The sequence below is a fragment of the Nonomuraea solani genome, assembly GCF_900108335.1.
GTDB lineage: Bacteria > Actinomycetota > Actinomycetes > Streptosporangiales > Streptosporangiaceae > Nonomuraea > Nonomuraea solani.
Genome location: NZ_FNVT01000003.1, coordinates 39,314 through 53,489, shown reverse-complemented (window position 1 = coordinate 53,489; position 14,176 = coordinate 39,314). Strand labels below are relative to the sequence as shown.

The following is a 14,176-nucleotide window of genomic DNA, read 5'->3' as shown; positions in this document are numbered from 1 at the left end:
ATGGAGATCGTCGTCGTACCGCACACGCACTGGGACCGGGAGTGGTACGAGCCGTTCCAGCGCTTCAGGCTGCGCCTGGTGGCGCTGCTCGACGAGGTGCTCGACACCATGGAACGCGAGTCGGCCTATCACTTCACCCTGGACGGGCAGCTCGCCTGCGTGGACGACTACCTGGAGGTGCGGCCGGAGAACCGCGACCGCATCGCGGCGCTGGTCGAGGCCGGGCGGCTGGCGGTGGGCCCGTGGCAGATCCTGCTCGACGAGTTCCTGTGCTCGGGCGAGAACATCGTCCGCAACCTCGAACTGGGCATGGACCGTGCGGACAAGCTCGGCGGGTCGATGCCGGTGGGCTACCTGCCGGACATGTTCGGGCACACGGCTCAGATGCCGCAGATCCTGCGCAAGGCGGGGCTGCTGCACGCCTGCGTCTATCGCGGCGTGCCGTCGTCCGTCACCACCGACGCCTTCGCCTGGGTCGCGCCCGACGGCACGGCGCTGCGCACCCAATACCTTCCGGCGGGCGGCTACGGCAACGGCGCGCACCTGTTCTCCGACACCGAGGGGCTCGCCGGGCGGGCCGAGACGTTCGTGGCGACCATGCGCGAATGGCACGGTCCCGAGGGGGCGCTGCTGGCCATGTACGGCACCGACCACTCCGCGCCCGTGCGCGGGCTGCCCGAGATGGTGGCGGCGATCGGCGCCCGCATGGACACCTTGTCCGGATATATCGGGGCCTATTCGGGTGACGTCGAGGGCCTGCCCCGCACCCACGGCGAGCTGCGCTCCCACGCGCGCGCCAACATCCTGCCCGGCGTCATCTCGGTCCGCGCCCACGTCAAGCAGGCCATGGGCCGCGCCGAGCGGATGGTCGAGCGCTACGCCGAGCCGCTGGCCACCCTGTGGGGCGGCGAGTGGCCGGGACGCTTCCTCGACATGGCGTGGTGGCGGCTGGTGGACGCCAGCGGACACGACTCGGTGACCGGCTGCGGCGTCGACGACACCGCCCAGCAGGTGGCCGCGCGCATCGCCGAGGCCGAGCACCTCGGCCAGGCCGTCCGCGACATGGTGACGGCCCGCCTGTCCGCGTCGGTGCCCTCCGACGGGGTGCTGATCGTCAACCCCACGCCCGCCACCCGGCGCGGCGTCGTGGTCGTGGACGTGGCCGGCGCGGACCCGCTGACCAACGCGGCGGGCGAGCCGGTGCCCACCCAGCCGCTGGAGTACGCGGCCACGCTGCTGTTCGACGACGAGCTCGACCCCGCCACCGCCCTGACCTTCATCCACGGCACCGAGCTCTACGGCCAGCACATCACGTCCTGGGCGGTCGAGGACGGCACGCTGACATTCACGGTGGCGCGGGAGACCTCGCTGGCCTTCGACGTCGACGACCTGCGCGGCGCGCTCGACGATGTGACCCGCCTCCGCATCCTCGCCGAGCCCAGGCGCACGGTCGCGGCCCTGGTGGACGTGCCGCCGCTGGGCCACGCGAGCGTCCGCCCTGCGCCGCGCGAGACTCTCTACGGCACCGGCCCCCAGGCCCGCCTGCCCGGCGAGCACCACCCGTCGTGCTGGCTCAGCTCCGACTCGGCGACCCTGCCGGTGCGCGGCGACGAGGAGGTGCTGGACAACGGGCTGCTGCGGGTCACCATCGGATCGGACGGCACGCTGACGCTGGTCGGCCAGGACGGCACCACGGTCACCGGCGCGGGCCGCATCGTGGACGGCGGCGACGTGGGCGACACCTACAACCACGCGCCGCCGCCGGTGAACGTGACGGTGTCCGAGCCTGAGTCGGTGTCGGTCGAGCTGGTCTGCATGGGGCCGCTGGTGGCGATCGTCGACGTGCGGCGCACATACCGGTGGCCGGCCTCGGCCGAGTCGATCGACGGCGCCCCCGAGGTGCCCGCCGGGACCAGGGGGCACCGCATGGAGCGGGCCATGGTCACCACGCGCGTCGAGCTGCGGGCCGGTGAGCCGTTCGTCCGCCTGAACGTCGAGTTCGACAACCGGTGCGCCGACCACCGGGTGCGCCTGCACGTGCCGCTGCCTTCGCCGGAGGCGACGGAGTCGTACGCGGAGGGCCAGTTCGCGGTGGTCACCCGGGGGCTGACCGCGGAGGGCGGCTGCGGTGAGACCCCGCTGCCGACGTTCCCGGCGTCGTCGTGGGTGGCCGCCGGTGGCGTGGCCGCGCTGCTGGAGCACGTGACCGAGTACGAGGTGACCGAGGGCGAGCTGGCCCTGACGCTGCTCCGCTCGGTCGGCTACCTGTCGCGCAACCGCAACGGCCTGCGCCCCGAACCGGCCGGCCCCCAGCTGCCCACTCCGGCGGCGCAGTCGCGCGGGGTGCGCAAAGTGGGCCTGGCGCTGATGCCCTACCAGGAGTCGTGGCAGGAGGTCGTCCCGCAGGCGGAGTCCTTCCGGCACGACCTGCTGGTGGTCCCCGGCACGGGAGATCGTTTCCTGCCGCTGCCCACCCCCGAGCCGGGATTGTCGGTGGCGGGCGAGGGCGTGACGATGACCTCCCTGCGGGACCGCGACGGCTGGCGCGAACTCCGCGTCGTCGCCCTCACCCCCGACGCCACGGAGGCCGTCATCTCGGGCGACCTCGTGGAGGCCCGGCACGCCGACCTGCGCGGCCGTCCGGGTGAGCCGGTGCCGGTCACCGATGGGGTGGTGCGCCTGCCGCTGGGTCCGTGGGAGATCGCGACCATCCAGTTCCGCGAGCACTAGACCCGTGGGCGGGTCGCGCGGATGGCCAGCCAGACCTCGGCGAAACCGGCGCTCGACGATAGGTCGCGGCCGGTCAGCGCGGTGAAGCGGCGCAGCCGGTAGGCCAGGGTGTTGGGATGGATGTGGAGGGCGGCCGCGGCGCTCTCCACATGCCGGTCGCGCTCCATCCACACGCGCACGGAGGTCAGCAACTGGGAGCCGTGCGCCTCGTCGTAGGCCAGGACCTCGCCCAGCACGTGATCCACCAGGGCGGTCAGGGCCGCCGGATCGTCGGGCAGCCAGCGGCCCACGGTGTCCTCGCCGTAGTGGACCAGCGGCCTGCCGGACTCTCCCGCGTGCGCGGCCGCCCAGACGGCCTCGCGCTGGGCCACCGTCAGTGACTCCCCGGGCGGGAAAGGGCGCGACATTCCGGCGGCCGCGCCCGGCACGCCGGCCACGGCCGGCCCGAGGTCCGGCGGGCCCAGGACGTAGTGGTCGTCGCCGCGTCTCAGCATGAGGTGCGGCAGGTCGTCCAGGGCCCTGCGGAGGGCGTCGTCCGGCACGCCGCGCACCACCAGCAAAACCGTGTCCGCGTCCATCGGCAGGCCGAGCCGGGCCAGCCGGCGCCGGGCGGCCGGCGGGTCCAGAATGTCCTGGAGGAGCTCGGCCAGGGTCTCCGCGCCCTCCCTGCGCAGGGTTTCGCGCTCGTGGCGGGCCATGGCGACCTGGAGGGCCGCCACCGTGGCGATGTGCTGGACCACCGCCAGCCCGGCCGGGCGGGCGCCCTCGCGGGCGAAGGCCACCAGATGGCCCGCGGGGCCGCCGGGCGCCGACACCGGCAGGACGAAGCCGCCCGGGATCGTCGGCGGGGCGTCGGGCTGGGCGGGCAGGACGTCCAGGGGCGGCACCGGGACGCCGGGCAGCAGCGGACGGCCGTGGCGGGTGGACAGGTAGACGTCGTAGCCGGACAGGCGTTCCAGGCGCTTGAAGAGGGTCGGCGTGTCCAGATCCTCCGTGGCCAGCCAGCGCAGGGCGCCGAACACCTGCAACTGGGCCGCCAGGCGATGCCCGGCGTCCTCCCGCAGCGCCGCGGCCACCTCCTGGGCGATCGCGATGAAGGGGACCGCGAGCGGGACCTCCACGATCGGCATGCCGCGCTCCTCGGCGGTCTCGAAGAACGCCGGATGCAGGGGCGGCACGTGGAGCTGCGCCGAGAGCGCGAGGGCCGAGACGCCGGCGTCGTCGAGACGGCGCAGGTAGGCGCGCTGCCTGGCGGCCGAGCGGGGCACGCCGAGGCCGGTCGTCATGATGACCTCCGCCCCCAGCAGCCAGGGCGTCGGATCGTCCAGTTCGCTCACGTGCGCCCACGAGACCGAGCGGGACAGGCCGGACTCACCGGCCAGGACACGGAGCTGGAGGGCGGGGGAGCGGGTCAGGTCTTCGACCGTGAGCTTGTGGTCAGCCACAACACACACCGTAATACTTCGTGATGCCGACAATTGTCGCAGGTCAGAGGCATGACGAACACTGGGCCGCATGAACACGGGCCCCGTCGACTCCACCAAGATCCCCCGGTTCGCCGGACCGGCCACCTTCGCCCGCCTACCCCGGCTCGATCAGGTAGGACGGGCCGACGTCGCGGTCGTGGGCGTGCCCTTCGACACCGGCGTCTCCTACCGGCCGGGCGCCAGGTTCGGGCCCGCCGCGGTCAGGGAGGCGTCGCGGTTGTTGCGGCCGTACCATCCGGGGCTGGACGTCTCGCCGTTCGAACGCGCGCAGGTCGCCGACGCCGGCGACATCGCGGTCAATCCCTTCGACATCGGGCAGGCCATCGAGACCATCGAGGCCGCGGCCGACGAGCTGGACGCGCGGCTCGTCACCATCGGCGGCGACCACACGATCGCGCTGCCGCTGCTCCGGGCGGCCGCCAGGAAGCACGGGCCCGTGGCGCTCGTGCATTTCGACGCGCACCTCGACACCTGGGACACCTACTTCGGGGCCGAGTACACCCACGGCACCCCGTTCCGCCGGGCCGTCGAGGAGGGGCTTCTCGACACCGAGGCGCTCAGCCACGTCGGCATCCGGGGCTCCCTCTACGGCAAGAAGGACCTGGAGGAGGACCGGCGGCTCGGCTTCGGCATCGTGACCGCCGCCGACGTGCTGCGGCGCGGTCTCGACGAGGTGATCGACCTGCTGCGGCAGCGGGTCGGCGACCGGCCTCTCTACCTGTCCGTCGACATCGACGTGCTCGACCCCGCCCACGCCCCCGGCACCGGTACGCCGGAGGCCGGCGGGCTCACCAGCCGGGAACTGCTCGAAATCCTGCGCGGGCTGGCCGGCACGAACCTGATCGGGGCCGACGTGGTCGAAGTGGCCCCGGCCTATGACCACGCGGAGATCACCTCGATCGCCGCCTCCCACGTGGCCTACGACCTCGTCAGCCTGCTGGCGATCCAGGAGAAGACATGAAGATCGAGACCTACGGGGTCGAGCGCATTCCGGACGCCGATCGCACCGCGCGTCCCATCGATCTGTTCCGGGTGGCGTTCGGCGGGGCCAACACCTTCGCCACCAGCGTGCTGGGCGCCTTCCCCATCCTGTTCGGGCTGTCGTTCTGGCAGGGACTGGCCGCCACCGTGCTCGGGCTCGTGGTGGGCTCGCTGATCCTGGCGCCCCTGGCGTTGTTCGGGCCGCTCAACGGCACCAACAACGCCGTGTCGTCCTCGGCGCACCTCGGTGTGCACGGCCGGGTCGTGGGGTCCTTCCTGTCGCTGCTGACCGCCATCGCGTTCTTCTCGATCTCGGTGTGGTCGTCGGGCGACGCGCTCATCGGCGGCGCGCACCGGCTGGCCGGGCTGCCGGACACGGACCTGTCGTACGGCGTCGCCTACGCCTTCTTCGCCGTCCTCGTCCTCATCGTCTGCGTGTACGGCTTCCGCTTCATGCTCTTCGTCAACAAGATCGCGGTCGTCGCGGCCTCGCTGCTGTTCGTCCTCGGCGCGTTCGCCTTCGCCGGCGACTTCGACCCGTCCTACCCCGGCACCCTCGCCCCCGGCGACCCGCTGTTCTGGCCGTCGTTCATCGGCGCGGCCCTGATCGTGCTGTCGAGCCCGGTCTCGTTCGGCGCCTTCCTGGGCGACTGGTCCCGCTACATCCCGGCCACGGCGTCGAAGGGGCGGGTGATGGCCGCCGCCTTCCTGTCGCAGCTCGCCACCGTCCTGCCGTTCCTCTTCGGCATGGCCACCGCCTCGATCATCGCCGTCAAGGCCCCCGAATACGTCGACCCCGCCGCCCCCAACTACGTCGCCGGCCTGCTGGCCGTCTCGCCCGGCTGGTATTTCGTGCCCGTCTGCCTCATCGCCCTGATCGGCGGCATGTCCACCGGCACCACCGCGCTCTACGGCACCGGCCTCGACTTCTCCAGCGTCTTCCCCCGCTTCTCGCGAGTGCGGGCCACGGTGTTCATCGGCACGCTGTCGATCGTCTTCATCTTCGCCGGCCGGTTCGCGGCCAACCTCACGCAGAGCATCTCGACGTTCGCCACCCTGATCATCACGTGCACGGCGCCCTGGATGGTGATCATGATGCTCGGCTACGTGACCCGGCGCGGCTGGTACGACCCCGAGGCGCTCCAGGTGTTCAACCGCCGCCAGCGCGGCGGCCGCTACTGGTTCGCGCACGGCTGGAACTGGCGTGGACTGAGCGCCTGGCTGCTGTCCGCCGGCCTGGCGCTGCTGTTCGTGAACCTGCCCGGCCAGTTCGTCGGCCCGTTCGGTCACCTGGCCGGCGAGGTCGACATCTCCCTGCCCATCGGGCTGGCCGTCGCCGCCGTGCTCTATCTGGCGCTGCTGGTCCTCTTCCCCGAGCCGCGCGAGGTCTACGGCCCCGAGGGCCCGCGGCTGGTCCGCTCGGCCGACACCCCGATCGTGCCCATCGTGGACGTCACCGCCACCACCACTGCCGTCGCCGAGGCGGGCTAGCGGGTGCCCCAGGAGTAGGTCTGCTTGCGCAGCTTCAGGTAGACGAACGACTCGGTCGCCCGGACGGCCGGGATGGCGCGGATCTTGCTGAGGATCTCCAGCAGGTGCCCGTCGCCCTCACAGACCACCTCCACGATCACGTCGAAGGAGCCCGCCGTGAGCACCACGTAGTCGATCTCCTCGATGGCCGACAGCTCGTCGGCCACCGACTCCAGGTCACCCTCGCAGTTGACGCCGATCATGGCCTGGCGGGGGAAGCCGAGCGTGAGCGGGTCGGTGACGGCGACGATCTGCATCACGCCGGCGTCCTGCAGCCGCTGCACCCGCTGGCGTACCGCGGCCTCTGACAGGCCGACCGCCTTACCGATCGACGCGTACGGCATCCGCCCGTCGTTCTGGAGCTGCTCGATGATCTGCTTCGACAGATCGTCGAGCACCACCGGACCGGCGCTCGAACTGTTTCTGCGTACGCGGGGCGGCGTCGTCATTGACAGGATTCCTCCTACCGGTCCGGCATTACGGGCGCGTTCCCGCCGGGTAGCCGTCCTGGTGCGACATGTTGTCAGGTCTCGGCGGTCTGTCAAGCGAATTCGTAGCAATTTGATATCTTCGCCACGAAATCCCTTGTCCAGATGCGGTTGCTCTGTCAGAGTCGCGGCATCTCAGACTCCTCTGGAGGTCACCTTGACGACCCGTCTGCAGAACTTCATCAACGGTGAGTTCGTGGACGCCAAGAGCGGCCGATTCTCCGACATCATCGATCCCTGTACGGGTGAGGCCTATGTCCAGGCCCCCGTCTCGGGCGTCGAGGATGTGGACGCCGCCTTCGCCGCCGCGGCCGCCGCCTTCGAGTCATGGGGCAGAACCACCCCGGGTGAGCGCGCCAACCTGCTGCTCAAGGTCGCCGACGCGATCGACGCCAGGGCCGACGAGATCAACGAGGCCGAGTGCCGCAACACCGGTAAGCCGCGCGCCCGCATGGCCGAGGACGAGACGCCGGTCGCCGCCGACCACTTCCGCTTCTTCGCCGGCGCCGCCCGCACGCTCGAAGGCCCGACGGCCGGTGAGTTTCTCGCCGAGCACACCAGCGTCATCCGCCACGAGCCCATCGGCGTGATCGGCCAGGTCACGCCGTGGAACTACCCGATGATGATGGCGGTCTGGAAGATCGCCCCCGCGATCGCGGCCGGCAACACGGTCGTGCTGAAGCCGTCCGACACGACCCCGGTCGCCACGCTCAAGCTCGCCGAGATCCTCGGTGAGGTGCTGCCCCCGGGCGTCTTCAACGTCGTCACCGGCGACCGCGAGAGCGGCGCCCTGGTCGTCGGCCACCCGACGGCCGCCATGGTCGCCATCACCGGCTCGGTCGGCGCGGGCATGTCGGTCGCCAAGACCGCCGCCGACGACCTCAAGCGCGTGCACCTGGAGCTCGGTGGCAAGGCGCCGGTCGTGGTGTTCGAGGACGTCAAGGACCTGGGCAAGGCCGCCGCCGACATCGCCACCGCCGGCCTCTACAACGCCGGCCAGGACTGCACCGCCGCCTGCCGGGTGCTCGTGCACGAGAGCGTGCACGACGAGTTCGTGGCCGCGCTCACCGAGGCCGCCGCGGGCACGGTCACCGGCGACCTGGACAACGAGGAGGCCCTCTACGGCCCTCTCAACAACGAGAACCAGCTCTCCCGGGTGCAGGGCTTCATGGACCGCGTCCCCGCGCACGCCAAGGTGCTCACCGGCGGCCACCGCGTCGGCGACAAGGGCTACTTCTTCGCGCCGACCATCGTGGACGGGCTCAGGCAGGACGACGAGATGGTGCAGAACGAGGTCTTCGGCCCCGTGATCACCGTCCAGACGTTCAGCGACGAGGCCGACGCGCTGGCCAAGGCCAACGACGTCCGCTACGGCCTGAGCGGCTCGGTCTGGACCGCCGACCACGGCCGCGCGATGCGCATGTCGAACCGCCTCGACTTCGGCGTGGTCTGGGTCAACACGCACATCCCGTTCGTCTCGGAGATGCCGCACGGCGGCTTCAAGCACTCGGGATACGGCAAGGACCTGTCGGTGTTCGGTCTGCACGACTACACCAGGGTCAAGCACGTCATGCACTACATCGGCGAGTAGCAAGGACGAATCCTGGAAATGACCGGGCTGAGTGCGATCGAGCTTGAGGACGTCGTCAAGGAGTATCTCTCGCATGGCGAGGTCGTCCAGGCGGTCAAGGGCGTGACGCTGGACATCGCCGAGGGGGAGTTCTTCTCCCTCCTCGGCCCGTCCGGCTGCGGCAAGACCACCACCATGCGGATGGTCGCGGGCTTCGAGGCGCCCACCAAGGGCCTGGTGAAGCTGCACGGCCAGGACGTCACGAACGTCCCGCCGAACAAGCGGGACATCAACATGGTCTTCCAGTCCTACGCGCTCTTCCCGCACATGAGCGTGTGGGACAACGTGGCCTTCGGGCTGAAGCAGCGCAGGACGCCCGACGAGGAGATCGGCCGCAGGGTCGGCGAGATGCTGGAGATCGTCGATCTCACCGGCAGGGAGAAGCGCCGGCCGCGCGAGCTGTCCGGCGGCCAGCAGCAGCGGGTGGCGCTGGCCAGAGCCCTGGTCAACCGGCCGCGCGCGCTGCTGCTCGACGAGCCGCTCGGGGCGCTCGACCTGAAGCTGCGCCAGGCCATGCAGATCGAGCTCAAGCGCATCCAGCGCGAGGTCGGCATCACGTTCGTGTACGTGACGCACGACCAGAACGAGGCGCTGACCATGAGCGACCGGATCGCGGTCATGAACGACGGCCTGGTCGAGCAGCTCGCCGGGCCGCGCGAGATCTACGAGCGGCCCGCGACGGCGTTCGTGGCCGGCTTCATCGGCACCTCCAACCTGCTCGCCGGCGCCGCGACCGGTGGCGAGCTGAAGATCGGCGGCGGCCGGGTGCTGGTGCCCGGGCAGAGCGGCGACGTGACGGTCACCGTGCGGCCCGAGAAGATCACCATTGGCACCGACGAACCCGACCCCGGCTGCAGCGCCGTGCGCGGCACCGTGTCCGAGGTCGCCTACCTGGGCACCTACAACAGTTACGCCGTGAGTCTCGCTGACGGGGCCGAGATCACGGTGTTCCAGCAGAACGCGCTGGACGCGACGGCGACGGCGGAGCGGGGCGACTCCGTGTGGCTGTCCTGGCAGGCGCGGCATTCGTACGTGATTGGAAGTTGACACCGCCTTATGAACCCCTTCACCCGTCGTGACGCTTTCAGGCTCGGTGGCCTCTCCGCCGCCGGGCTCGCCCTCGCCGCCTGCGGCGTTCAGGGACAGAAGGCGGCGCCCCCCAAGGCCGACGCCGTCGCCGACTTCTGGTCCAAGCAGACCAAGCACGGCAAGGTCGTCTTCGCGAACTGGCCCGAGTACATGCCGGAGGACAAGGGTCCGCTGGAGAAGTTCAAGAGCGACACCGGCATCGCGTACGAGTACAAAGAGGTCATCCAGGAGAACGACCAGTTCTTCGGCAAGGCCGACCCCGTGCTGCGGGCCGGGCAGTCGCTGGGCTACGACATCGTCGTCATGACCAACGGCATCCAGCTCCAGCACATGATCGAGCTCGGCTACGCGGTGCCCCTCGACCACTCCAAGCTGCCGAACTTCCAGGCCAACGCCGGGCAGAAGTACAAGGAGCGGGGCTACGACCCCGGCAACAAGTACACGATTCCGTTCACCTCAGGGGTGACCGGCATCGCGTACAACACCGACCACGTCAAGGACGACATCACCAGCATCGAGTCGTTGTTCGATCCGAAGTACAAGGGGCGGGTCGGGATGATGTCCGACGCCCAGGAGATCGCGAACTTCGGCATGATCGCGCTGGGCATCGATCCGGAGAAGTCGACGGAGGCCGACTGGAAGAAGGCCGGCGAGAAGCTGAAGGCGCAGCGCGACGCCGGAATTGTGCGGAAATATTATGATCAAGGGTATATCAACGCCGTGTCCACGGGCGACGTCTGGCTGACCATGGCCTGGTCGGGCGACGTGTTCCAGCGGCAGCTCGCCGGCGAGCCGGTCAAGTTCGTGGTCCCCGAGGAGGGCGGCACGATCTGGACCGACAACATGCTCATTCCCAAGAACGCCGCCAACCCGGTCGACGCGATCATGCTGATGGACTACCTCTACCAGCCGGCCGTGGCCGCCGAGCTGGATGAGTTCATCCAGTTCGTGACGCCGGTCCCGGCCGTGCAGGACCTGCTGCGGGAGAAGGCCAAGACGGCCAAGGGCGAGGACAAGAAGGCCCTGGAGGACATGGCCGAGAGCCCGCTGCTGTTCCCCGGCGAGGCCGACTACGCCAAGCTGCGCAACTACACGCCGCTGAACAACAAGCAGCAGCAGGTCTTCAACCCGATCTTCCAGTCGATCACCCAGGCGTAGCGATGCGGCGGCTCACCCCCTACCTGCTCGCGCTGCCCGCCTGGTTGTGGCTGGCGATCTTCCTGGTCGTGCCCATGGCCGCGATGGCGTCGGTGTCGCTGCAGACCGGCAACGCGATCGACGGCTTCGCGATGACGTTCAGCTTCTCCAACTACAGCGACGCGCTCGGCAGGTACAGCACCCAGCTCGTGCGCTCCCTGGTCTACGGCGGGCTGGCGACGGTGGCCATGCTGGTGATCGGGTATCCGGTGGCGTACTGGATCGCCTTCAAGGGCGGCCGGCGCAAGTCGATGTACCTGTTCCTGCTGCTGCTGCCGTTCTTCGTGTCGTTCGTGCTGCGGACGATCTCGTGGAACTTCCTGCTGTCGGACAACGGCATCCTGTTCGGCACGCTGAAGGACTGGGGGCTGCTGCCGGCCGACTTCCACGTGCTGGCCACGACGTTCGCGGTGGTGGGCGGGCTGACGTACAACTTCCTGCCGTTCATGATCCTGCCGATCTACGTGGCGCTGGAGCGGGTGGACCCGCGGGTGGTCGAGGCCGCGCAGGACCTGTACGCCACCCGCGCCGCCGCCTTCCGCCGGATCGTGCTGCCGCTGTCGCTGCCCGGGGTGTTCGCCGGGGTGCTGATGACGTTCGTGCCCGCCACGGCCGACCCGATCAACGCCCAGATCCTCGGCGGCACGGGCAACACGATGATCGGCAACATCATCCAGACCGAGTACCTGACGAACCTCAACTACCCGACCGCCTCGGCGCTGTCGTTCACGCTGATGGCGGTGCTGCTGGTGGGGATCTTCATCTACGCGCGGGCGCTCGGCACCGAGAACGTGCTGGAGGCGGCGGCCCGATGAGAGGCACCAGGCTCGGCGACCGGCTGCTGCACATCTACACGTGGATCATCATCGTCTGGCTGTCGTCGCCGATCGCGGTGATGATCCTGTTCGGGTTCAACGACAAGCAGAGCAAGTCGAACACCACCTGGCAGGGCTTCACCCTGCGCTGGTACGGCGAGCTCTTCGAGATCGCCGACCTGACCGTGGCCCTGCGCAACTCGCTGGTGATCGCCCTGTTCAGCACCGTGATCACCGTCGTCGTCGGCACCATGCTGGCCCTGGCGCTGGGCCGGCACCGCTTCCGCGGCAAGGGGTCGACGAACTTCCTGGTCTTCGCCGCCATCTCGACGCCCGAGCTGGTCATGGGGGCGTCGCTGCTGTCGTTGTTCGTCTCCGGCAACGTGCCGCGCGACGCGAACACGATCATCGTCTCGCACGTGCTGTTCTCGTTGTCCTTCGTGGTGGTGACGGTGCGGGCGCGGATCGTCACCCTGGATCCGTCGCTGGAGGAGGCGGCCAGGGATCTCGGGGCGACGGCCTGGGGGACGTTCCGTCAGGTGACGCTGCCGTCGATCATGCCGGGCGTGATGGCGGGGGCGATGTTGTCGTTCGCGCTGTCGGTGGACGACTACGTGGTCACCAGCTTTGTCAACGGCTCGACCGTCACGTTCCCGCTGTGGATCGTCGGCGCGGTGAAGACCGGCATTCCGCCGCAGGTCAACGTCATGGGTACGCTGATCTTCGGCATCGGGGTGCTGATCGCGATCGCCAACGCGGTCGCGGCGCGGCGACGCGCGTGAACTGAATATCGAAACACTCCGACACCCGTGGGGAAGTGGGATTTGTGGATCCGCTGAAGGCGCTGGCTGATGCGGAGCGCAAGCCGTACTGGCTGGACAGCCCGGCCAGACCCGAGCCGCGACCGCGGCTCTTCGGACACACCGACGCCGACCTGGTCGTCATCGGCGGCGGCTTCTCGGGGCTGTGGACGGCCCTGATGGCCAAGGAACGCGATCCCTCGCTGGACGTGGTCCTGCTGGAGGGGCGCAGGATCGGCTGGGCGGCCACCGGCCGCAACGGCGGATTCTGCATGGCGACCCTCACCCATGGCCTGGCCAACGGGCTGGAGCGGTGGCCGGAGGAGATCGACCGGCTCGAACGCATGGGCGTCGAGAACCTCGACGAGATCGAGCGCACGCTGGAGCGCTACAGCGTCGACTGCTCCTTCGAGCGCACCGGCGAGCTGCACGTGGCCACCGAGCCGTGGCAGCTCGAAGGGCTCAACGAGCACCTGGACCTGATCTCCGACCTGGGGCTCGACTACCGGCCGATGGACCAGGCGCAGGTGCGGGCCGAGGTGAACTCGCCGACCTACCTGGGCGGCCTCTGGGAGCGCAGCGGCTGCGCCATGCTCGACCCGGCCCGGCTGACCTGGGGGCTGCGGGAGGCGTGCCTGCGGCTCGGCGTACGCGTCCACGAGCGCACCCCCGTCCGCTCCATGGACGACGACGGCACCACGCTCACCCTGCGCACCCCGCACGGCAGGGTCGCCGCGCGTCACGTGGCGCTGGGCACCGGGGTGTTCCCGCCGCTGCTGCGGCGCCTGCGGCACTTCGTCGTCCCGGTGTACGACTACGTACTCATGACCGAGCCCCTGTCCGACGCCCAGCTCGCCGACGTGGGCTGGCGCAACAGGCAGGGCGTGGGCGACTCCGGCAACCAGTTCCACTACTACCGGCTGACCGACGACAACCGGATCCTGTGGGGCGGCTACGACGCCGTCTACTACAACGGGGGCCTGGTCAAGCCGGAGTACGACCAGCGCGACGAGACGTTCGTCAAGCTCGCCGAGCACTTCTACGACACGTTCCCGCAGCTCGCGGACGTTCGCTTCACCCACAGGTGGGGCGGCGTGATCGACACCTGCACCCGCTTCAGCGCCTTCTACGGCCAGGCGCACGGCGGGCGGCTGGTCTACGCGGCCGGCTACACCGGCATGGGCGTCGGGGCCACCAGGTTCGGCGCGAACGTCATGCTCGACCTGCTGTCGGGTGAGCCGACCGAGCGGACCGAGCTGCGGATGGTGCGCGAGAAGCCGCTCCCGTTCCCGCCCGAACCCGTGCGTTCCGGGGTGATCCAGTTCACCCGGTGGTCGATCGCCCAGGCCGACCAGCACGAGGGCAGGCGCAACCTGTGGTTGCGCGCGCTCGACCGGATGGGGCTGGGGTTCGATTCTTAGCGCAGACT

At 69.9% G+C, this 14,176-nt stretch carries 11 protein-coding genes; 9 read left to right on the top strand and 2 right to left on the bottom strand.

Annotated features, from left to right (window positions below; translation table 11 throughout):
• The gene (locus tag C4V41_RS11275; protein ID WP_103955789.1) at positions 1-2,730 is read left to right on the top strand and encodes a glycoside hydrolase family 38 N-terminal domain-containing protein; all 2,730 of its coding nucleotides are present in this window, start codon (positions 1-3) and stop codon (positions 2,728-2,730) included.
• On the opposite strand, the gene C4V41_RS11270 is transcribed toward C4V41_RS11275, so the two are convergent.
• Positions 2,727-4,175 carry a PucR family transcriptional regulator gene (locus C4V41_RS11270; RefSeq protein ID WP_235030056.1) on the bottom strand — a complete coding sequence of 483 codons (1,449 nt, stop codon included), beginning with the start codon at positions 4,173-4,175 and terminating at the stop codon, positions 2,727-2,729. The genes C4V41_RS11275 and C4V41_RS11270 overlap by 4 nt on opposite strands.
• 70 nt (positions 4,176-4,245) lie before the next feature.
• Here C4V41_RS11270 and speB point away from each other — a divergent pair, with 70 nt between their 5' ends.
• Positions 4,246-5,178: an agmatinase gene (gene speB, locus C4V41_RS11265; protein WP_103955788.1), complete on the top strand. Its 933-nt coding sequence runs from the start codon at positions 4,246-4,248 to the stop codon at positions 5,176-5,178.
• Positions 5,175-6,689 carry a purine-cytosine permease family protein gene (locus C4V41_RS11260; RefSeq protein WP_103955787.1) on the top strand — a complete coding sequence of 505 codons (1,515 nt, stop codon included), beginning with the start codon at positions 5,175-5,177 and terminating at the stop codon, positions 6,687-6,689. The genes speB and C4V41_RS11260 overlap by 4 nt, the downstream gene beginning before the upstream one ends.
• On the opposite strand, the gene C4V41_RS11255 is transcribed toward C4V41_RS11260, so the two are convergent.
• Positions 6,686-7,177: an Lrp/AsnC family transcriptional regulator gene (locus C4V41_RS11255; RefSeq protein WP_103955786.1), complete on the bottom strand. Its 492-nt coding sequence runs from the start codon at positions 7,175-7,177 to the stop codon at positions 6,686-6,688. The genes C4V41_RS11260 and C4V41_RS11255 overlap by 4 nt on opposite strands.
• Positions 7,178-7,373: 196 nt before the next feature.
• On the opposite strand from C4V41_RS11255, the gene C4V41_RS11250 reads away from it, so the two are divergent.
• From C4V41_RS11250 to C4V41_RS11225, 6 genes are read left to right on the top strand one after another with little or no spacing between them, the layout of a single operon-like run.
• Positions 7,374-8,807, top strand: a complete 1,434-nt coding sequence (locus tag C4V41_RS11250) for a gamma-aminobutyraldehyde dehydrogenase (RefSeq protein ID WP_103955785.1) — start codon at positions 7,374-7,376, stop codon at positions 8,805-8,807.
• A gap of 18 nt (positions 8,808-8,825) precedes the next feature.
• On the top strand, positions 8,826-9,893 hold the full coding sequence (locus C4V41_RS11245) for an ABC transporter ATP-binding protein (RefSeq protein ID WP_103955784.1): 1,068 nt from the start codon (positions 8,826-8,828) through the stop codon (positions 9,891-9,893).
• Positions 9,894-9,902: 9 nt separating this feature from the next.
• Entirely contained in the window at positions 9,903-11,093 is a 1,191-nt protein-coding gene (locus C4V41_RS11240; RefSeq protein ID WP_103955783.1) for an ABC transporter substrate-binding protein, read from the top strand.
• A 2-nt stretch (positions 11,094-11,095) separates the two neighbouring features.
• The gene (locus C4V41_RS11235; protein ID WP_103955782.1) at positions 11,096-11,947 is read left to right on the top strand and encodes an ABC transporter permease; all 852 of its coding nucleotides are present in this window, start codon (positions 11,096-11,098) and stop codon (positions 11,945-11,947) included.
• Positions 11,944-12,729, top strand: a complete 786-nt coding sequence (locus tag C4V41_RS11230; RefSeq protein ID WP_103955781.1) for an ABC transporter permease — start codon at positions 11,944-11,946, stop codon at positions 12,727-12,729. The genes C4V41_RS11235 and C4V41_RS11230 overlap by 4 nt, the downstream gene beginning before the upstream one ends.
• A 44-nt stretch (positions 12,730-12,773) precedes the next feature.
• Positions 12,774-14,168 carry an NAD(P)/FAD-dependent oxidoreductase gene (locus C4V41_RS11225; RefSeq protein ID WP_103955780.1) on the top strand — a complete coding sequence of 465 codons (1,395 nt, stop codon included), beginning with the start codon at positions 12,774-12,776 and terminating at the stop codon, positions 14,166-14,168.
• The last annotated feature ends 8 nt before the right edge of the window (positions 14,169-14,176 follow it).